Here is an 18017-nt window from a genome sequence, read left to right as displayed (position 1 = left end):
CCGTGGCTGGGCGACGGTCAGGAGGCGAGCCGTTCGGCCTCCGTCTCCGCTGCCGGGTCAGCGACCACCCCGGCGGCGAGCAGGCGGTCGATGTCGGCACGACTGTAGCCCAGTTCGGCCAGCAGCGTCGCGCTCTGCGCACCCACCGAAGGCAGCGCCATGCGCGGTTCCAACCGGCGGCCGTCCAGCGTCAGCGGCAGAAGCGGAACGCGGGTTTCCCCGCCCGTTTCGGTGGTGATGGCGGCGAGCCCGCCGCTCTCGATCAGGTGCGGATCGTCGAACAGCTCCTCCGGCCGGTTGATCGGGGCATAGGGCAGGCCGTTGCGCTCGAACAGACGGGATATCTCGGCCTTGCTGTAGGCGGCGAGGCGGCGGCGGATTTCGGGCAGCATCCAGTCGCGGGCCTGACAGCGTTTGGTGTTGCCGTCCAGCCTGGAGTCGGCGGCCAGGTCGTCGAAGCCGAAGGCGGTGCAGAAGGTCCGCCACTGCACGTCGCTGACCACGCCGAGGAAGATCTGCTCGCCGTCCTTGACCTCGAAGGTGTCGTAGATGCTGAAGGCGGCGATGCGTTCGGGGAAGGGCGGCGGGGCCTCGCCGGTCACGGCGAACTGCTGCATGTGCTGGGCCGACAGCAGGACGCAGGTCTCGTACAGGCCGGACTGGATGTCCTGGCCGCGGCCGGTGGCGTCGCGGGTGCGCAGCGCCGCCAGGACGCCGATCACCCCGAACATGCCGCCCATGATGTCGTTGACCGAGCTGCCGGCGCGCAGCGGCCGGCCGGTCGGGCCGGTCATGTAGGCGAGGCCGGCCATCATCTGCACCACCTCGTCCAGCGCGGTGCGCTTCTCATAGGGTCCGGGGAGGAAGCCCTTCAGCGACAGGTTGATAACGCGAGGGTTGCGCGCCGAGAGACTGGCGTAATCGAGACCGTATTTCGCCATCAGGCCGGGGCGGAAATTCTCCAGCACCACATCGGCGGTGTCGACCAGCCTGTGCACGGCGGCCAGTCCGTCGGGGCTGTTCAGATCGACGGCCAGCGACTTCTTGTTGCGGTTGAAGGTGCGGAAGAAGCCGGCGGCGGCCCCCGGCAGGGCGCGGGTCTTGTCGCCCGTCACCGGTTCCACCTTGATCACGTCGGCGCCGAGGTCGCCCAGGATCATGCCGCAGGTCGGGCCCATCACCATGTGGGAGAATTCGACGACGCGGATGCCGGCCAAGGGAAGGGGGATGCTGTCAGGCATGGACGGGGCTCCGGTGGAAACGGCTTTGGTAGAAATGCTTGGGCAGGCCGGCGGCGGCGATCTTGCCGTGCAGCGTCTGGCCGGGAAGCAGGGTGGCGAGCAGGCGTTGCGCCTCGATCAGGGCGTCCAGGTCGATGCCGGTATCGAAGCCCATCGCCTCCAGCATGAAGGCCAGATCCTCGGTCGCGACATTGCCGCTGGCGCCGGGGGCATGTGGACAGCCCCCGAGCCCGCCTAGCGAGGCGTCGAATTCGCGGATGCCGATCTCCAGCACGGCGAGGCAGTTGGCGAGGCCGAGACCGCGGGTGTCGTGGAAATGGGCGCTTTGCAGCCGGTCGCCGGCGACGTCCTTCACCCGCTTGTAGAGGCGGCGGACCTGGGCGGGATCTGCATAGCCGACGGTATCGGCCAGCGCCACGCGGTCGGCCCCGGCCTCCAGGCAGGATTCGCACAGGCGGACCACCTCGTCCTCCGGCACCTCGCCCTGGATGGTGCAGCCGAAGGCGGTCGAGATGCCGGCGTCGATGCGGGTCTTGTAACCGCCTTCATCACGGGCGCGGCAGGCGCGGGCCAGTTCCTCCACTGACTCCTCGCGGGTCTTGCGGATGTTGGCCCGGCTGTGCGCCTCGCTGGCCGACAGGGGCAGGACGATGACGTCGGAGCCGGCGGCAAGAGCTGCCACGGCGCCCTTCAGGTTGGGGGCAAGCGTGTGGACGATGACGCCGGGCAGCTTGCGGGCGCCGGCCACCACCTCGGCGGCGTCGGCCATCTGGGGCAGCAGCCTGGGCGGAACGAAGGAGGCGGCCTCGAACCGACGGACGCCGGCACGGTGCTCGGCCTCCAGCCAGCGCAGCTTGTCGGTGGTGGGAACCACGCGGTCGAGGATCTGGAGCCCGTCGCGCAGGCCGACCTCGACGATGGTCACGGGGGCTTTCGTCATGGCAAGGGATCTCCGGTCGGATGCGCGCGGGACGGCGCATATCCGGGGGAAGGCTTTGAAGGGAATGTGGGTCTGAAGCCGGCGCTTATGTTCCGAAGCCGGCGGCCTGCGGCAGCCAGAGCGACAGCTGCGGGAACAGCCAGATGATGAACAGGCCCGCCATCATCAGCAGCACATAAGGCAGGGCCCCGCGCGTCACCTCCGCCAGGGAAGACGTCGTGATGCCCTTGATGACGAACAGGTTCATGCCGACGGGCGGGGTGATCAGCGCCAGTTCCAAATTGATCATCAGCATCACGCCGTACCAGATCGGGTTGATCCCCAGCGCCGTCATCACCGGCAGGATGATCGGCGTGGTGATCAGGATGATGGCGATGGTCTCCAGGAACATGCCCAGGATGAAGATCGCGAACATCACCGCCAGGATGAAGCCGCTCTGCGACAAGCCCAGCGTCGCCACCGTCTCCATGATCTGCGCCGGCAGGCGGATGATGGTGATGGCGTGGCCGAACATGCCGGCGGCGGCGATGATCATGAACAGCATCACGCTGGTACGCATCGTCTGGACACCGCAGTCCAGCAGGTCGGCGACGGTGACGTTGCGGTAGACCAGCAGCGCCACCGCCAGCGCATAGACCGCGCCGACCGCCGCCGCCTCCCCGGCGGTGAAGACGCCGAGATAGATGCCGCCCAGGATCAGCGGCGGCATCATCACCGCCCAGACCGACTTGCGGAAGGCGGCGGCGATCATGCCGAAGCCTGGCCAGGGCTGCGACTGGACGCTGTCCTGACCCCTGGCCCGCAGCCAGCTGTAGCCGGCGAAGATCACCGCCATCAGCAGGCCCGGGATGATGCCGGCCAGGAACAGGGCGCCGATCGAGGCGTCGGTGACGATGGCGTAGAGGATCATCGGCCCCGACGGCGGGATCAGGATGCCCAGCGTGCCGCCGGCGGCGATCAGCCCGTAGGTGTCGCGCTCGCGATAGCCGTAGCGCTTCATCTGCGGGATGGAGATCGACCCGATGGTCAGCGCGGTCGCCACCGAGGAGCCGGAGATGGTGGAGAAGATGGTGCAGGACAGGATGGTGGCGAAACTCAGTCCGCCCTTGATGTGTCCGACCAGCGTGTTCGACATCTCATAGAGATCGTCGACCACCTTGGCCTTGATCATGATGTGCGCCATGAAGGCGAACATCGGGATGGTGGCGAGCAGGGGGTTGTTCAGGCTGGCGAACACCGCGTCGGCCATGCTGTCGACGCTGCCCTCGAACAGGGCCAGCACGCCGAGCGAGGTGAGGGCGAGGGCGGCGAAGATCGGCATGCCGCTGAACAGCAGGAGCAGCAGCAGGCCAAGGATCAGGAACGTCATCAGTGGCCCCCTGTCCGCTCGTCGGATTCAATGCCCGCCAGGGCGGCGATCAGCTTGGCGAAGGCGACGACCCCCAGGAGGACGGCGCCGATGGGAAGCGTTGCCTGCGGGATCCACAGCGGAAGCTCCAGCTGGCCCGAGGAAAAGGCGTCGAAATCATAGGAGAAGGCGGCGCTGTGCCAGCCCGTGCGGACCAGCAGCACGGCGAAGACCAGCACCGCCAGGTTCGACCAGGCGTCGAGCCAGCGCCGGCCGCGCGGACCGATGAAGCCCATGATCAGGTCGATGCGGATGTGATGGCCGGTGCGCAGCGCCTCGGCCGCACCCGCCATCACCATGGCGACGACCAGATAGCCGCAGGCCTCGTCCACCCCCTCCAGCGGATGGCCGAGGACATAACGGGCGACGACCCCGACCGTGGTCAGGGCCAGGACGATGGCGATCAGCAGGATGCTCAGTGCGCCGCCGATGCGCGACAGGGCCGATGCGGTGGTGGTCAGCAGGCGCAGGGCGCCATGGGAGGTGGCCTTGCCGTTCACTGGCGTTACGGCATCCGGGGTGGACATGCTGCTCATGGCTTGCCCTCCCTTATTGAAGCTTCTGGACGAGTTCCAGCAGCTTGCGGCCGTCCGCGCCGGTCTCGTCGGCAAAGCCCTCGGCGAAGGCGGGAGCCATGGCTGCCTTGAAGGCGGCATTCTCCTCGGCGGTCGCTATATGCACTTTGACACCCTTCGATTCCAGCTCCGCCGGGGCACTGGCGGCGGCCTCCTGCGAGGCGTCCAGCGCCCAGCCGGCGGCATCCTCGCCAGCCTTCTTCAGGGCGGCCCTGTCCTTGTCGGTCAGCTTGTCGTACCAGCGGGGATTGACGTAGCCATGCAGATAGGCGGCCAGCACCGGCACCACCGTCATGTGATCCTGCACCTCGTAGTATTTGCGCGACCAGGCGGCGGCGACGTCGGTGAGGGCGGAGTCGATGACGCCGGTCGCCAGCGCCTGATAAACCTCGCTGCCGGGGATCGCGACAGGCGTGGCGCCCATCGCCTTCAGCCCGCGGTCGAAGGCCGGGCCGATGCCGCGCATCTTCTGGCCCTGGAAATCGGCCGGCTTCAGCAACGGCTTGCCTTTGGAGGTGAAGACGGTCGTGTTGGTCTGGAACATCCAGACCACATTCTTCACACCTTTCTTCAGCAGGCGTTCCTCAAGGAAGGCCGCCGCTTCGGAGGTCGGCCATTTCCGCCACGCCTCGATCGACGACATGGTGTAGGGGCCGACGGTGACGTTCATCAGCGGCAGCGTCTTGCCCCATTGGAAATTCAGGGAGAAGGCGCATTCGATGTCGCCCTTGGCGACAGCCAGGATGTTGTCGTTGGCCTTGATCAGGCTGTCGGACCCGAAGACCTGGACGTCGAGATTGCCGTCCGACAGCGTCTTCACCTCCGCCGCCCAGCGGTCTATGACCTTGGCGATGTGATGGCCCGGCGGCAGCTGGTGGCTGCACCGCATCCGCGTCGCTGCCTCCGCATCCATCGGCAGCGTCATCAGCGCCGTGGCCGATGCGGCGGCGAACAGCGACAGCATGGTCTTCGTGTGGCTCGACGTCTTGGCGGGCGTCATGTCCTGCACCTCCCGTGATGGTTCGTTGCGGCGTTCCGGCGGGCTTGAAAGCCGGGTCCGGAATCGGAGCCCGTTCAACTGCGGGCCTTCGGATTGTTTGCCTGCAAAACAGAACAGCACGGAGAGACGGTGTCGTAAATTATAAAGAAATGAAGCGATCTATCTGGTTTCGAGATAGGTTCCGCGTAGCCGGCCGGGCCAGCGGCCACTCGCCTGTGCCTCGCGCACCACGTCGATCATCAGCCGCCGCGCCTCGACCACGGCACGGGACGCGGTCTTCATCCGCGAGGACACCAGATACAGGGTACGCCTCATCGACGGGTTGACCACCGGCCGCGCCACCAGCTCGCCGCGGGCGATCTCGTCACCGGCCAGGGCCGCCGACTGGACCGTCACCCCCAGCCCGGCGCTGACCGCCCGTTTCAGCGGCACGGCGGCTTCGATTTCCAGATAGACCTTGGCGGCGATGGCGTTGCGTACGTCGGTGTCGCTTGCCAACGCCTGGAGAACGGCGGTGCGGCCGGGCATGATCAGCGGCAGGCGCAGCACGTCGGCCAGATCGATGGGGCCGCCCTCGCCGATCATCGCGCGGGTGCCGAGGCAGACCAGCTCCTCGTCCAGCAGCGGCAGTCCTTCCAGCCGGTCGTCGTTGGGCGGAACCAGGGTCAGGGCGAGATCGGCCTGACCGGACAGCATCCACTGGTGCATGATCTCGCTGTGCGCCTCGATCACGCGCAGTTTCACCTCGGTCAGGGTGGAGGCGACGCGGCGGATGAAGGGCAGGCCGATGGCCTCCATGGCGGTATAGTTGAAGCCGACCATCACCGGGCCCACCACCGTCCGCGACAACGACAGCACGTCCAGTTCCGCCTGCTCCAGCGCGTGCAGCACGCCCCTGGCATGGGCGAACAGCCGGTCGCCGGCCTCGGTCCGGCTGACACCCCGCGGCTGACGGACCAGGAGTTGGACGCCGAGATCCTCCTCCAGCGTCGCCACATGCTGGCTGAGCGCCGACTGCGCCACGTTTAGAAACTCGCTGGCTCTTGAAAAGCTGCCGAGTTCGCAGACGGCGACGAAATAGCGGAGACGGCGGAAGTCCAGCTTCGTTGACATTCCGCTTTGTCCCACAGGCACCTTGCCGGACAAAGTGGAATGTTGCGGTGTTCGTGCAGCGAGGTCGACGCGGACGCACCGAAACCTGACACGACCTTGGATCAGACGGCGTGGTGATTTGGAAAATCAGCCAGCGGCTCGCCGTGGCGCGAGACCAGACGGGACCGGCTCACCTTTCAGCAGCCTGCGAGACAGCCTCGTTCCGAAGCAGGGCACCCAGACGGCGCAGTCCCGGCTCGATCCGGTGCGTGGCGATGGAGGTGAAGCCGAGCCGGAAATAACGGCGGCCCTCTGCCGGATCGAGGAAGAAGATGTCGCCGGCCTCGATCAGAACGCCCTGCTCGCGCGCCCTGCGAACCAGATCGCGGCTGTCCAAGTCGGGCGGGCCTTCGATCCAGAAACTTTTCGCGCCGAAGTCGCGGCGGAAACGGCAGGTTGGCAGAAGCGCCGGCAGCAGGTCGGCGATCCGCGCGGCCCGCTCCTCCAGCACGGTTGCGGTCCGGCGCAGATGCTGGCGGTAATGGCCGAGCTGGATGAAGGTGGCGAGGCTGCGCTGGTTGTTGGTCGGCGGGTGCCGCAACATCAGCCGGCGCAGAACGCGCAACTCGTCGATCACCGGCTTCGGCGCCACGACGTAGCCGATGCGCAGGCCCGGCGCCAGGATCTTGGAGAAGCTGCCGGTGTAGATCACCCGGTCCGCCCGGTCGAGGCTCTTCAGGCAGGGCAGATCGGCATCGCCCTCCACCGAAAGGTCGGATTCGTAATCGTCCTCGACCAGCACGACGTCGTGGCGGGCGGCGGCGTCCAGCAGGGCCCGCCGCCGCCCCATCGGCATCACGGCGGTGGTCGGACACTGGTGCCCGACCGTCACGAAGGCGACCCGGCGGCTGGCGAACACCGCGTCCGGCACGACGCCGAAACCGTCGCAGGTCAGCGCCCGCATGTCCGCCGTCGCCATGCCGACCATGTGGCGCACGTCGGGATAGCCCGGATTCTCGATCCCCACCGGCGTGTCGCGTCCGACCAGCAGCTGCACCAGCATCGACAGGGCATGCTGCGACCCGATGGTGACGATGATCTCGCCCGGACCGGCGAAGATGCCGCGGCGCGGCAGCACCTTGTGGCGCAGCTGGTCCAGCAGGTCGGGGTCGTCGTCGTCGATCATGTCGCGGGCCCAGCGGGTGATCTCCTGCACGCTGGACGCCGCCTTCACGCTCTCCCGCCACGGGTTGGTCGGGAACAGGCTGGGATCGAACTGTCCGAACAGGAAGGGATAGGGATAGTCCATCCAGTTGCGCGGCTTGGTGATCTGCGGCATCCGCGACGGCCGGATGGCGAAGCGCGCCGCCCAGCCGCCGGCCTTGTCCGCGGCGGCATCCGCCTGCCCAGCCGGGCGCCGGTCCTCCGACGAGGCGACGAAGCAGCCGCTGCGCTCGCGCGCGACCAGCAGGCCGTCGTCGATCAGATGCTGGTAGGCGGCGTTGACGGTGTTGCGCGAGATGCCCAGCGCCTCGGCAAGGCTGCGGCTGGAGGGGACCCGCATGTCGGGTGCCAGCAGGCCGGTCTCGATGGCGTCCGCGATGATGCCGCGGACACGCGCGCTCAGACCCTGCGCGTCGCGCTCCATTCCACCGAACAGCAGCCGCCAGGCGGTGTCGATCTGCATGGTGCAACCGTCCTTCTTCTTCGCGCCGCGTGGGGCTGCCTGCCCTGGTATGCGGAAAAGCAAGAAGAGTGCCGGCCGGCGGAGCGGCGGAACCGTGCCGGACGGACGATTGGGGTGCCCGCCGGACGGGCGCCTGCCCAAACGGGCGCCACATGGCGCGCGATGCGGCAGCGCAACCGGCTCTGGACCAGCCACCGCCGCAAACCGGGGGGATCTGGACCTTTCGGCGGGGCCGGCGGCCGGGTCCTAATGGCCGCCTCGGATCACAGGCCTCGACGGAGACCCCGCCATGACCTTCAGCAAGACCCTGCTCGCCACCGCCTTTGTCGCCATCGGCGCGCTGTTCGGGGCCGCCGCCCCGGCCGTGGCCGCGGGGAAGACCGTCACCTTCGCCTATCAGGACATGATGACGCCCATCCGCGTCCTGATGGAGAGCGGCGAACTGGAGAAGAAGACCGGCTATGCCGTGAAATGGGTGAAGTTCGGCGGCGGCGGCGACGTGATCCGCGCCATGTCGTCGGGCAATGTCGACATCGGCGAGGCGGGATCCTCCCCCATCGCCGCGGCGGCCTCGCAGGGGCTTCCCATCACGCTGTTCTGGATCCTGGACGACATCGCCAACGCCGAACAGCTGGTCGTCCGCAACGGCAGCGGCATCAAGTCCATCGCCGACCTGAAGGGCAAGACGGTCGCCGTTCCCTTCGTCTCGACCTCCCACTACCAGCTGATGTACGCGCTGCAGGAGGCCGGGCTGTCGGGCAAGGACGTCAAGCTGCTGAACATGCGTCCGCCGGAAATCGCCGCGGCGTGGGAGCGCGGCGACATCGACGCCACCTTCATCTGGGCGCCGGTCCTGACCGCGGCGAAGAAGAACGGCACCGTCATCGCCAGCGCCGGCGACTTCGCCAAGAAGGGCAAGGCGACCTTCGACGGCATCGTCGCCACCAAGGCCTTCATGGCCGCCAACCCCGACTTCATGACCACTTTCGTCAAGCTGCTGGCCGCCGCCGACGCCGATTACGCCAAGACCGGCGCCGGCTGGACCGCGTCGTCGCCGCAGGCCGCCGCCATCGCCAAATGGACGGGTGCGGCCCCGGCCGACGTGCCGGACGGGCTGGCCGCCTACCGCTTCCCGACCCTGGAGGAGCAGGCGTCGAAGGAGTGGCTGGGCGGTGGTGCCGCCGAGGCGCTGAAATCGACCGCCGAGTTCCTGAAGAGCCAGGGCCGCGTCACCGAACTGGCCCCCGACTACGGCCCCTTCGTCACCGCCGACGTGGTCAAGGCGGCGGCGAAGTAACGCTCCGCTCCGCAGCGCCATCCCCCGCACGTCAGGAGGTCCAGCCATGCTCGAAGTCCGCAATGTCAGCGTCCAGTATGGCGGCGGGGAAAGCGCCACCGTCGCCCTGTCCTGGGTCGATCTGACCATCGAACCGGGGGAATTCGTGGTGGCGCTCGGCGCGTCGGGCTGCGGCAAGACCACCCTGCTGTCCTGCATCGCCGGCTTCCTGCCGCCGACGGACGGGGAGATCCTGCTGGACGGCAAGCCGGTCACCGGGCCGGGGGCCGACCGCGGCGTGGTGTTCCAGCGCCACGCCCTGATGCCCTGGCTGAGCGTGGCCGACAATGTCGCCTTCGGCCTGAGGATGCAGGGCATGGGCAAGGCCGAACGCGGCCGCCGCGCCCGCAGCATGCTGGAGCTGGTCGGGCTGGCGTCCTTCGCCGACAAGCGGATCTACGAGCTGTCGGGCGGCATGCAGCAGCGCGTCGGCATCGCCCGCGCGCTGGCCGCCGACCCGCGCATGCTGCTGATGGACGAACCGCTGGGTGCGCTCGACGCCTTCACCCGCGAGCAGATCCAGGAGCTGATCCTGCGGGTGTGGGCGGAGACGCGCAAGATGGCCTTCTTCATCACCCACGAGGTGGAGGAGGCGATCTTCCTGGCGACCAAGCTGATCATCATGACCCCTCGCCCCGGCCGGATCGCCGAGACGATCCCGCTCGATTTCAGCAGGCGCTTCCTGGCCGGGCAGGACGCCCGGTCGGTCAAATCCTCCCCCGACTTCATCGCGATGCGCGAGCGGGTGCTGGGCTTCATCCATGAGCGCAGCGACCAGGGGCACGAGCGCAGCGACCACGGCAGCCACGCCGCCACAGGAGAGGCCGCATGAAACCCACCGCCACGGAGCAGGCGCAACCCGCCAAGAGCCTCGGCACCGGGCTGACCGGCATTCCGTCCGGGATGGTGCCGCTGAGCCGGCTGCGCCGCCGGATGCAGGGCTTCCGCTCCCAGCCGGCGCTGATCAGCATGGCGGCCATCCTGGCGGCACTGGCGCTGTGGGCGGCGCTGACCGGCCAGGGCGTGGTCAAGCCGCTGTTCCTGCCGAAGATCGGGACGGTCTTCCAGGCCTTCCTCGACGCGGTGGACGGCCGCATCGATGGCGCGCCGCTGACCGAGCACATCGCCATGAGCCTGCTGCGCGTGGTCAGCGCCTTTGTGCTGGCGGCGCTGATCGGCATCCCGGTCGGGCTGGCGACCGGGTTGAGCACGACCCTGCGCGCCGCACTGGATCCCTTCATCGAATTCTACCGGCCGCTGCCGCCGCTGGCCTATCTGCCGCTGGTCATCATCTGGTTCGGCATCGGCGAGACCTCGAAGATCCTGCTGATCTTCTTCGCCTGCTTCGCCCCGGTGGCGCTGGCCGCCCGGGCCGGCGTGTCGGCCGCCGCCGCCGATCAGGTCAACGCCGCCCGGGCGCTGGGCGCCAGCCGCTGGCAGGTGGTGGTGCATGTGGTGCTGCCGGCCGCCCTGCCCGACATCCTGGTCGGCCTGCGGATCGGCATGGGGGTGGGCTGGACGACGCTGGTCGCCGCCGAGATGGTCGCCGCCTCCACCGGCATCGGGCAGATGGTGCTGAACGCCTCCAACTTCCTGCGCACCGACATCGTGCTGATGGGGATCTTCGTCATCGGCGCCTTCGCCGCCCTGTTCGAGTTCGGCATGCGCTGGCTGGAACGCCGCCTGGTGCCCTGGAAGGGCAAGGTCTGACTCCGCTCCGGGAAGGTATCGGGTCCGATGTCGATGATCCTCTTCGGGGGCGTGACCTTCCTCGCCGCCGCCTTCCGCGGGGTGACGGGGTTCGGATATGCGCTGATCGCGGCGCTGGGTCTGCTGTTCCTGCCGTCGCCCGCCGCCGGCATCCCCTTCATCCTGATCAGCGACCTGCTGCTGACCGGATTCCTGCTGCTGGACCGCGAACAGGGGAGGGTGGACTGGGCGGTGTCGGGGCTGCTGCTGGCGATGGGCTTCGCCGGGGCGCTGTGCGGCAGCCTGATCGCCGCCAGCCTCGATGAGGGTACGTCGCGGCTGCTGGTGGCGGTGACCATCTTCGGGGCGGCCTGCGTCGCCCTGGTGCGCGAGCCGCCACCCTGGCTGCGGCACCGGACAATCGGCGCCGCCATCGCCTTCGTCGTCGGCGTTCTGCTCGCCGCCTTCGCCGTCGGCGGGCCGCTGATCGCGGCGTGGCTGCTGGCGGGCGGGCGGGATCGGCGGACGATCAAGGGGACGCTGGCGGTGTTCTTCGGTGCGGTCGATGCGCTCAGCCTCGCCGGCCGCGCCATGGTCGGAGCCATCGACCCCGGCGTGGTCGGGCTGCTGGCGACCTACATGGCCCCCACCCTTGCCGGCTTCGCCGCCGGCCGGCTGCTGTCCACCCGCCTCGGTGTCGAGGGCTGGCGGCGGCTGGCCTCCGGGGGGCTGTTCGCCGTGGCCGTCGCGGGACTGATCCAGACCGCCGTCACCCTTGGCCTGAGCTTCACACCGTCATGAGGAAAGATCGCACAATGTCGAACACCGCCCCGATGAGCGCCACGGCCAGAACGGCAATCGTCACCGGCGCCACCTCCGGCTTCGGCGACGCCATCGCCCGGCGGCTGGTGGCGGAGGGCTGGCGGATCGTCGCCACCGGCCGGCGCCGGGACCGGCTGGACGCGCTGGCCGAGGCGCTGGGCGGGCCGGATGTCGTCCATCCGCTGTGCTTCGACATCCGCGACGAAGCGGCGACCAGCGCCGCCCTCGCCACCCTGCCCGACGCCTTCGCCGGCATCTCCGTCCTGGTCAACAATGCCGGGCTGGCGCTGGGCACCGGGGCGGCACAGGACTGCGACCTCGACCAGTGGCGCACCATGATCGACACCAACGTCACCGGGCTGGTCACCATCACCCGGCTGCTGCTGGACCGGCTGATCGCCCGGCGCGGGCTGATCGTCAACCTCGCGTCGGTCGCCTCCAACTGGCCCTATCCCGGCGGCAACGTCTATGGCGGCACCAAGGCCTTCGTGAAGCAGTTCTCGCTTGGCCTGCGCTGCGACCTGTCGGCCCAGGGCGTGCGGGTGACCTCCATCGAGCCGGGGTTGTCGGAGAGCGAATTCACCCTGGTGCGCACCGGCGGCGACAAGGCCGCCTACGACGCGCTCTATGGCGGGGCGAACCCGTTGCAGCCCGAGGACATCGCCGAGACGGTGCGCTGGGTGGTCTCGCTGCCGCCGCACGTCAACATCAACAGCGTCGAGATCATGCCGGTGAGCCAGTCCTGGTCGCCGTTCAAGATCCACCGCAAAACCCCCGCCTGAACCCGCCGCAACCGGCACCGCATCCGACCCCTAGGAGATGACCGATGGATGACGTCCTTCGGACCGACCAGTCACGCACCAACGACATCCGCCACATCATCGAGGCCGACCGCGCCCATGTCTGGCACCATCTGACCCAGCACAAGGGGTTCGAGACGACCGACCCGCGCATCTTCGTCGAAGGCAAGGGGATGCGGGTGTGGGACGCCACCGGGCGCGAGTATCTCGACGCCGTGTCGGGCGGCGTGTGGACGGTCAATGTCGGCTATGGCCGGACCAGCATCGCCGACGCGGTGCGCGACCAGCTGGTGAAGCTCAATTATTTCGCCAATTCCGCCGGGTCGATTGCCGGCGCCCGCTTCGCCGAGAAGCTGATCGGCAAGATGCCGGGGATGAGCCGGGTCTATTATTCGAACTCCGGGTCGGAGGCGAACGAGAAGGTGTTCAAGATGGTGCGCCAGATCGCGCACCGGCACCATGGCGGCCGCAAATCCAAGATCCTCTACCGCGAGCGCGACTATCACGGCACCACGCTCGGCACGCTGGCGGCGGCGGGACAGGCACAGCGCCGCGCCCAGTTCGGCCCCTTCCCCGACGGCTTCGTCGAGGTGCCGCATTGCCTGGAATACCGCAGCCAGTACGGCGCGGTGGAGAATTACGGCGAGCTGGCCGCCGACGCCATCGAGGCGGTGATCCTGCGCGAGGGGCCGGACACGGTCGGCGCGCTGTGCCTGGAGCCGATCACCGCCGGCGGCGGCGTCATCACCCCGCCGAAGGGCTATTGGGAGAAGGTGCAGGACATCTGCCGCCGCCACGAGGTGCTTCTGCACATCGACGAGGTGGTGTGCGGCGTCGGGCGCACCGGCACATGGTTCGGTTACCAGCATTACGGCGTGCAGCCGGATTTCGTCACCATGGCGAAGGGGGTGGCGTCGGGCTATGCCGCGATCTCCTGCACCGTGACGAACGAGAAGATCTTCGAGCTGTTCAAGGACGACCCCGCCGATCCCATGTCCTTCTTCCGAGACATCTCGACCTTCGGCGGCTGCGTCGCCGGGCCGGCGGCGGCGCTGGAGAACATGCGGATCATCGAGGACGAGGATCTGATCGCCAACACCCAGGCGATGGGCGAGCGGCTGATGTCCGGCCTGTGGGCGCTGTCGGAGCGTCACCGCGCCGTCGGCGACGTGCGCGGCAAGGGCCTGTTCTGCGGTGTCGAGCTGGTGCAGGACAGGGGGACGAAGGAACCGGCGGAGGAGAAGCTGGTGCAGGCGGTGGTGGCCGACTGCATGGCGAACGGCGTCATCATCGGCGCCACCAACCGCTCGCTGCCCGGGCTGAACAACACGCTGTGCCTGAGCCCGGCCTTGATCGCCACCGCCGACGACATCGACCGCATCGTCGCCGCCATCGACGGCGCGTTGTCGCGCGTCTTCCACTGAAGCACGGCCACTGAGAGACGGCGATTTCCCAAGCCGAGCTGCCTGTGCCCCGCCGGCTGCGGGGCGCAGGCTCGGTGCCCGATCCGGGGCGTCGCGCCGGCCTTACCGCGGTTTGCGTGCGTGGACCTCCAGCAGGCACTCACGAAAGGCCCTTGCCACCCGCGACAGCACGCTTTGCGGAAGATGGGCGATGCAAAGCGGAATTTTGAAGCTCAGCAGATCCGGCCGCAAGGATCGCATCTCGCCGCGTTCGACATAGCGCTGCGCATAGTGCCGCGGCAGGAAGCTGACGAACCGGCCGCTCAGGACCAGATGCGCCTGGCCCTCCATGTTGTAGGCCGTTGCGCTGGGCGCATGTTTGAAAAGCGTGTTGTAGGCGGTCGCCACGGCATAGCCGCGGCGCGCGTAAGCCTGTTCGGCGATCAGCTCCAGCGACAGCCGCGCCGTGTCCATCTCGAACAGCGGATGACGCGCGCCGCAGAACAGGTTCTGTTCCTCATGAAACAGCTGCTGCAATTGGACCGCGCCGTTCATCGGCTGGTTCGGGACGATGGCGATCTCCATCTGCCGGCTGAGCAGCTCGCTTTCGATCTGGTTGGGCGAGATGACCGTCAAGGTCAGATGAACGTTCGGCACCCGCTCGTTGAACACGGCGATTGCCCGGTCGAACGCGCAATTCGGGTTCTCGACGACCGCGTCGACGATCCCGATCCGCAGCTCTCCGACCAGGCTGCCGCGCATGGCGCCGACCTCGGTGCGGAAATTGTCCATGGCCGCGAAGAACTTGATGGTCTCCGCATAGATCTTCTGCCCATGTTCGGTCAGCGCGAATCCCGACCGGCCGCGCCGGCAAAGCGTAAGCCCGAGCCGTGTTTCGAGCGCCGCCATCTGGGCGCTGATGGTCGAGCGCGAAATGCCGAGTTCACCCTGCGCCTGGGTGAACCCCCTGCTCTCCACAACGGTTCGGAAAATGCGGAGCTGACGCAGATCCACGTCGCTGAGCGGCGGCAGAGTGGGCTGCATGATAGGTTGGTATCGTCGGACGTTTAGATTTGAAATCTGATATTATTGGACGTTTCATCCTATGGCAACGTTGCGGTCATCGATCCCCTGCGGAGACCGCGATGCCCTTGAAATCCGACGGCGAAACGCCCCTGCCGGGCGCCTCGGCGACCTCCTTCCAGCCGGTGTCGGCGTTCGACCTGCCGCGTTACGCCGGGCTGCCCAGCTTCATGCGCCTGCCCTATCTCGGTCTCGACGATCCCGCCACCGCGGAGGTCGACATCGCCATCGTCGGCGTGCCCTGGGATGGCGGCACCACCAACCGTCCCGGCACCCGCCACGGCCCCCGCCAGCTGCGCGACCTCTCGACCATGATCCGGCCGGTCCACCCCGTCACCGGCATGAATCCGTTCAGCCTGCGCAACGTCGCCGACCTCGGCGATTCACCGGTCAATCCGGCCGATGTCGCCGACGCGCTCGACCGCATCGCCGGCTTCTACGGCACGCTCAAGAGCCGTGGGATCACGCCGCTCAGCGCCGGCGGCGACCATCTGGTCTCCTACCCCATCCTGAAGGCGCTGGCGGCGGACGGGCCGCTCGGGATGATCCATTTCGACGCGCACACCGACCTGTTCGACAATTATTTCGGCGGCTTCAAATACACCCACGGCACGCCGTTCCGCCGCGCCATCGAGAACGGTTATCTCGATCCCCGCCGCGTCGTGCAGATCGGCATCCGGGGCACGATGTATGACGGCGCCGATGTCGTCTGGGGCCTGGAGCAGGGGGTGCGGATCATCCGCATCGAGGAGGTCGAGGATCGCGGAATCGCCGCCGTGATGGAGGAGGCGCGCGCCATCGTCGGCGACGGTCCCACCTATGCAAGCTTCGACATCGACTGCATCGACCCGTCCTTCGCCCCCGGCACCGGCACGCCGGAGATCGGCGGCCTGACCACGCGCGAGGCGCAGCGCATGGTGCGTCTGCTGTCCGGCCTCAACCTCGTCGGCGCCGATCTGGTGGAGGTCTCGCCGCCCTTCGATCCGTCGGGCGGCACCGCCTGGGTCGGCATCTCGATGATGTTCGAACTGCTCTGCGTGCTCGCCGCTTCCCCGGCCACGCTGCGCAGCAAGTCCCGATCCGTCTGAACGCCTTCAAAGAAAGAGAGACCGAAGCATGAAGCAGTTCCTTTCGCGACTTCGCGGCCCGGCGCTCGCCCTTCTCGCCGCGTTCGGCGGTCTTGCGTCCCCCGCCGCGTTCGGCGGCTTCGCATCCACTGCATCGGCGGCCGAGCTGACCGTCGCCCATTCGACCTGGGTCGGCTACGGCCCGCTCTACATCGCCAAGGAGAAGGGGTTCTTCAAGGACGAGGGGCTCGACGTCAAGCTGGTGCTGATGGAGGACGTCAAGACCCGCATGCCGGCGCTGACCGCCGGCCGCATCGACGTGGCGGTGACGACGGTCGACGCGGTGCTCGGCTTCACCTCGGCCGACCGTCCGCTCACCTACCTGTTCGCGGTCGACGACAGCCGCGGCGGCGACGGCATCGTCGCCAACAAGGCGATCAAGGACATCGCGGGGCTGAAGGGCAAGAAGGTCGCCTTCACCGAAGGCTCGGTCTCGCAGTTCTTTCTCAGCGTGCTGCTGAAGGACGCCGGGCTGAGCGTCAAGGATGTCGAGGCGCTGAACATGACGGCCGGCGACGCCGGCGCCGCCTTCGTCGCCGGCAAGGTCGACGCCGCCGTGACCTGGGAGCCCTGGCTCAGCCGCGGCAAGGCCACCTCGCATGGCGCGCTGCTGGTCGACAGCTCGGCCAAGCCCGGTCTGATCACCGACGTGATGGTGACGACCAAGGCCAAGCTGGAGGCGCGCCGGCCGGAGATGGTCGCGCTCTATCGCGCCTGGAGCAAGGCGGTCGACTGGCAGAAGACCCATGCGAAGGAAGCCGACGCCATCATGGCGAAGGGCGTCGGCGGCTGGCTGGAGGATCCGGCGGTCTTCGCCGAAACCCGCGCCGGCATCGCCTTCTACGATTCCGCCATGAACGCCGCCTTCATGGATCCGGCCAAGCCGGACGGCATCGTCGCCACCATCGCCAACGCCAGGACGCTGGGCGAGGCGGCCGGCCTGTTCAAGCTCGACGCCGATCCGGCCGCCATGGTCGCCGCCGGCATCGTCAAGTGACCCACGGAGCAGGCACCATGTCGACCCGTTCCCTGTTCGCACCGAAAGTCGATATCCCGCGCGGCGCCAGCCTGGCGCTCGGTACCGGCTCCGTCGGCATCCTGATCGGCATCTGGTGCCTGCTCACCTATGGCGGCTTCACGCCCCCCGATTTCCTGGCCGCGCCCGACAGGGTGCTGGCGGCCGGGATCAAGCGGATCGGCGACCTGTCGCTGTTCCGCCACATCGGGTCGAGCCTGACCGTCATCCTGTCCGGCTTCCTGCTGGCCTCCATCCCGGCGGTGCCGCTCGGCATCCTGATGGGCAGCTTCCGGGCGGTGCAGGCGGCCATCGAGCCGATCACCGGCTTCATGCGCTACATCCCGGTGTCGGCGCTGATCCCGCTGCTGATCCTGTGGATAGGCATCGGCATCGAACAGAAGATCATGGTGATCTTCCTCGGCACCTTCTTCCAGCAGCTGATCCTGATCTCCGACGTGTCGGCCCGCGTGTCGAAGGATCTGATCGACTGCGCCTATACGCTGGGGGCCAGCCGCCGGCAAGTGGTGCAGCGCATCCTGTTCCCAGCCTGCATGCCCGGCGTGCTGGACAATCTGCGCGTCACCATGGGCTGGGCCTGGACCTATCTGGTGGTGGCGGAGCTGGTCGCCGCCGACAGCGGGCTCGGCTACATGATCCTCAACGCCATGCGCGGCCTGTTCACCGACGTGATCCTGCTGGGTGTCTTCACCATCGGTGTCCTCGGGCTGATCACCGACTTCCTGTTCAAACTGCTGCGCCAGCGCCTGCTGTCCTGGTCCGCCGATCTGTAAGGAGC

Annotated in this window: 17 protein-coding genes; 9 read left to right on the top strand and 8 right to left on the bottom strand. The window is 68.0% G+C overall.

Annotation, left to right across the window (positions count from 1 at the left end):
• Window positions 1–17: 17 nt before the first annotated feature.
• The 7 genes from E6C72_RS15925 to E6C72_RS15895 all read right to left on the bottom strand — a co-directional run bounded on the left by E6C72_RS15925 (window position 18) and on the right by E6C72_RS15895 (window position 7943).
• Window positions 18–1241, bottom strand: a complete 1224-nt coding sequence (locus tag E6C72_RS15925; RefSeq protein WP_109443298.1) for a CaiB/BaiF CoA-transferase family protein — start codon at window positions 1239–1241, stop codon at window positions 18–20.
• On the bottom strand, window positions 1234–2181 hold the full coding sequence (locus E6C72_RS15920) for a hydroxymethylglutaryl-CoA lyase (RefSeq protein ID WP_109443297.1): 948 nt from the start codon (window positions 2179–2181) through the stop codon (window positions 1234–1236). Before E6C72_RS15920 ends, E6C72_RS15925 begins: the two co-directional genes overlap by 8 nt.
• Window positions 2182–2266: 85 nt before the next feature.
• Complete coding sequence (locus tag E6C72_RS15915) at window positions 2267–3550, bottom strand: TRAP transporter large permease (protein WP_109443296.1); 1284 nt, start codon at window positions 3548–3550, stop codon at window positions 2267–2269.
• Window positions 3550–4125 carry a TRAP transporter small permease gene (locus E6C72_RS15910; RefSeq protein ID WP_109443295.1) on the bottom strand — a complete coding sequence of 192 codons (576 nt, stop codon included), beginning with the start codon at window positions 4123–4125 and terminating at the stop codon, window positions 3550–3552. The genes E6C72_RS15915 and E6C72_RS15910 overlap by 1 nt, the downstream gene beginning before the upstream one ends.
• Window positions 4126–4138: 13 nt before the next feature.
• Window positions 4139–5164: a TRAP transporter substrate-binding protein DctP gene (gene dctP / locus E6C72_RS15905; RefSeq protein WP_109443294.1), complete on the bottom strand. Its 1026-nt coding sequence runs from the start codon at window positions 5162–5164 to the stop codon at window positions 4139–4141.
• Window positions 5165–5323: 159 nt separating this feature from the next.
• Window positions 5324–6277: a LysR family transcriptional regulator gene (locus tag E6C72_RS15900; protein WP_109443293.1), complete on the bottom strand. Its 954-nt coding sequence runs from the start codon at window positions 6275–6277 to the stop codon at window positions 5324–5326.
• A 169-nt stretch (window positions 6278–6446) separates the two neighbouring features.
• Window positions 6447–7943: a PLP-dependent aminotransferase family protein gene (locus E6C72_RS15895; protein ID WP_109443292.1), complete on the bottom strand. Its 1497-nt coding sequence runs from the start codon at window positions 7941–7943 to the stop codon at window positions 6447–6449.
• A gap of 289 nt (window positions 7944–8232) precedes the next feature.
• Here E6C72_RS15895 and tauA point away from each other — a divergent pair, with 289 nt between their 5' ends.
• Genes tauA through E6C72_RS15865 form a run of 6 tightly spaced genes read left to right on the top strand, consistent with a single transcriptional unit; the run spans window position 8233 to window position 14014 of the window.
• A complete protein-coding gene (gene tauA, locus E6C72_RS15890) occupies window positions 8233–9240 on the top strand; it encodes a taurine ABC transporter substrate-binding protein (protein WP_109443291.1) in 1008 nt (335 codons plus the stop codon).
• A 46-nt stretch (window positions 9241–9286) separates the two neighbouring features.
• Window positions 9287–10111 (top strand): taurine ABC transporter ATP-binding subunit, encoded by an 825-nt coding sequence (gene tauB, locus E6C72_RS15885; RefSeq protein ID WP_109443290.1) that lies wholly within the window; start codon window positions 9287–9289, stop codon window positions 10109–10111.
• A complete protein-coding gene (locus tag E6C72_RS15880; protein WP_109443289.1) occupies window positions 10108–10989 on the top strand; it encodes an ABC transporter permease subunit in 882 nt (293 codons plus the stop codon). Before tauB ends, E6C72_RS15880 begins: the two co-directional genes overlap by 4 nt.
• Before the next feature lie 27 nt (window positions 10990–11016).
• Window positions 11017–11769 carry a sulfite exporter TauE/SafE family protein gene (locus E6C72_RS15875; RefSeq protein WP_109443288.1) on the top strand — a complete coding sequence of 251 codons (753 nt, stop codon included), beginning with the start codon at window positions 11017–11019 and terminating at the stop codon, window positions 11767–11769.
• A gap of 14 nt (window positions 11770–11783) precedes the next feature.
• Complete coding sequence (locus E6C72_RS15870; protein ID WP_136700779.1) at window positions 11784–12572, top strand: SDR family NAD(P)-dependent oxidoreductase; 789 nt, start codon at window positions 11784–11786, stop codon at window positions 12570–12572.
• 44 nt (window positions 12573–12616) lie between these two features.
• Window positions 12617–14014: an aspartate aminotransferase family protein gene (locus E6C72_RS15865; RefSeq protein WP_109443985.1), complete on the top strand. Its 1398-nt coding sequence runs from the start codon at window positions 12617–12619 to the stop codon at window positions 14012–14014.
• Window positions 14015–14116: 102 nt separating this feature from the next.
• On the opposite strand, the gene E6C72_RS15860 is transcribed toward E6C72_RS15865, so the two are convergent.
• On the bottom strand, window positions 14117–15037 hold the full coding sequence (locus tag E6C72_RS15860) for a LysR family transcriptional regulator (protein WP_109443986.1): 921 nt from the start codon (window positions 15035–15037) through the stop codon (window positions 14117–14119).
• A 101-nt stretch (window positions 15038–15138) separates the two neighbouring features.
• Here E6C72_RS15860 and speB point away from each other — a divergent pair, with 101 nt between their 5' ends.
• The 3 genes from speB to E6C72_RS15845 are packed head-to-tail and all read left to right on the top strand — an operon-like array spanning window position 15139 to window position 18012.
• Complete coding sequence (gene speB, locus E6C72_RS15855) at window positions 15139–16164, top strand: agmatinase (protein ID WP_109443987.1); 1026 nt, start codon at window positions 15139–15141, stop codon at window positions 16162–16164.
• A 28-nt stretch (window positions 16165–16192) separates the two neighbouring features.
• The gene (locus tag E6C72_RS15850) at window positions 16193–17200 is read left to right on the top strand and encodes an ABC transporter substrate-binding protein (RefSeq protein WP_109443988.1); all 1008 of its coding nucleotides are present in this window, start codon (window positions 16193–16195) and stop codon (window positions 17198–17200) included.
• A gap of 17 nt (window positions 17201–17217) precedes the next feature.
• The gene (locus tag E6C72_RS15845; protein WP_109443989.1) at window positions 17218–18012 is read left to right on the top strand and encodes an ABC transporter permease; all 795 of its coding nucleotides are present in this window, start codon (window positions 17218–17220) and stop codon (window positions 18010–18012) included.
• The last annotated feature ends 5 nt before the right edge of the window (window positions 18013–18017 follow it).

This window comes from Azospirillum sp. TSH100, from assembly GCF_004923295.1.
GTDB lineage: Bacteria > Pseudomonadota > Alphaproteobacteria > Azospirillales > Azospirillaceae > Azospirillum.
Note: the sequence above shows the minus strand (reverse complement) of the source record. Positions and strands in the feature narration are given on the sequence as shown.

What these genes read in the sequence shown, in the direction of transcription:
- E6C72_RS15910 (WP_109443295.1), bottom strand. Translation starts at nt 4,125, where the DNA reads ATGAGCAGCATGTCCACCCCGGATGCCGTAACGCCAGTGAACGGCAAG.
- E6C72_RS15895 (WP_109443292.1), bottom strand. Translation starts at nt 7,943, where the DNA reads ATGCAGATCGACACCGCCTGGCGGCTGCTGTTCGGTGGAATGGAGCGC.
- E6C72_RS15875 (WP_109443288.1), top strand. Translation starts at nt 11,017, where the DNA reads ATGTCGATGATCCTCTTCGGGGGCGTGACCTTCCTCGCCGCCGCCTTC.
- dctP (WP_109443294.1), bottom strand. Translation starts at nt 5,164, where the DNA reads ATGACGCCCGCCAAGACGTCGAGCCACACGAAGACCATGCTGTCGCTG.
- E6C72_RS15900 (WP_109443293.1), bottom strand. Translation starts at nt 6,277, where the DNA reads ATGTCAACGAAGCTGGACTTCCGCCGTCTCCGCTATTTCGTCGCCGTC.
- E6C72_RS15920 (WP_109443297.1), bottom strand. Translation starts at nt 2,181, where the DNA reads ATGACGAAAGCCCCCGTGACCATCGTCGAGGTCGGCCTGCGCGACGGG.
- tauA (WP_109443291.1), top strand. Translation starts at nt 8,233, where the DNA reads ATGACCTTCAGCAAGACCCTGCTCGCCACCGCCTTTGTCGCCATCGGC.
- tauB (WP_109443290.1), top strand. Translation starts at nt 9,287, where the DNA reads ATGCTCGAAGTCCGCAATGTCAGCGTCCAGTATGGCGGCGGGGAAAGC.
- E6C72_RS15925 (WP_109443298.1), bottom strand. Translation starts at nt 1,241, where the DNA reads ATGCCTGACAGCATCCCCCTTCCCTTGGCCGGCATCCGCGTCGTCGAA.
- speB (WP_109443987.1), top strand. Translation starts at nt 15,139, where the DNA reads ATGCCCTTGAAATCCGACGGCGAAACGCCCCTGCCGGGCGCCTCGGCG.
- E6C72_RS15850 (WP_109443988.1), top strand. Translation starts at nt 16,193, where the DNA reads ATGAAGCAGTTCCTTTCGCGACTTCGCGGCCCGGCGCTCGCCCTTCTC.
- E6C72_RS15860 (WP_109443986.1), bottom strand. Translation starts at nt 15,037, where the DNA reads ATGCAGCCCACTCTGCCGCCGCTCAGCGACGTGGATCTGCGTCAGCTC.
- E6C72_RS15915 (WP_109443296.1), bottom strand. Translation starts at nt 3,550, where the DNA reads ATGACGTTCCTGATCCTTGGCCTGCTGCTGCTCCTGCTGTTCAGCGGC.
- E6C72_RS15880 (WP_109443289.1), top strand. Translation starts at nt 10,108, where the DNA reads ATGAAACCCACCGCCACGGAGCAGGCGCAACCCGCCAAGAGCCTCGGC.
- E6C72_RS15845 (WP_109443989.1), top strand. Translation starts at nt 17,218, where the DNA reads ATGTCGACCCGTTCCCTGTTCGCACCGAAAGTCGATATCCCGCGCGGC.
- E6C72_RS15870 (WP_136700779.1), top strand. Translation starts at nt 11,784, where the DNA reads ATGTCGAACACCGCCCCGATGAGCGCCACGGCCAGAACGGCAATCGTC.
- E6C72_RS15865 (WP_109443985.1), top strand. Translation starts at nt 12,617, where the DNA reads ATGGATGACGTCCTTCGGACCGACCAGTCACGCACCAACGACATCCGC.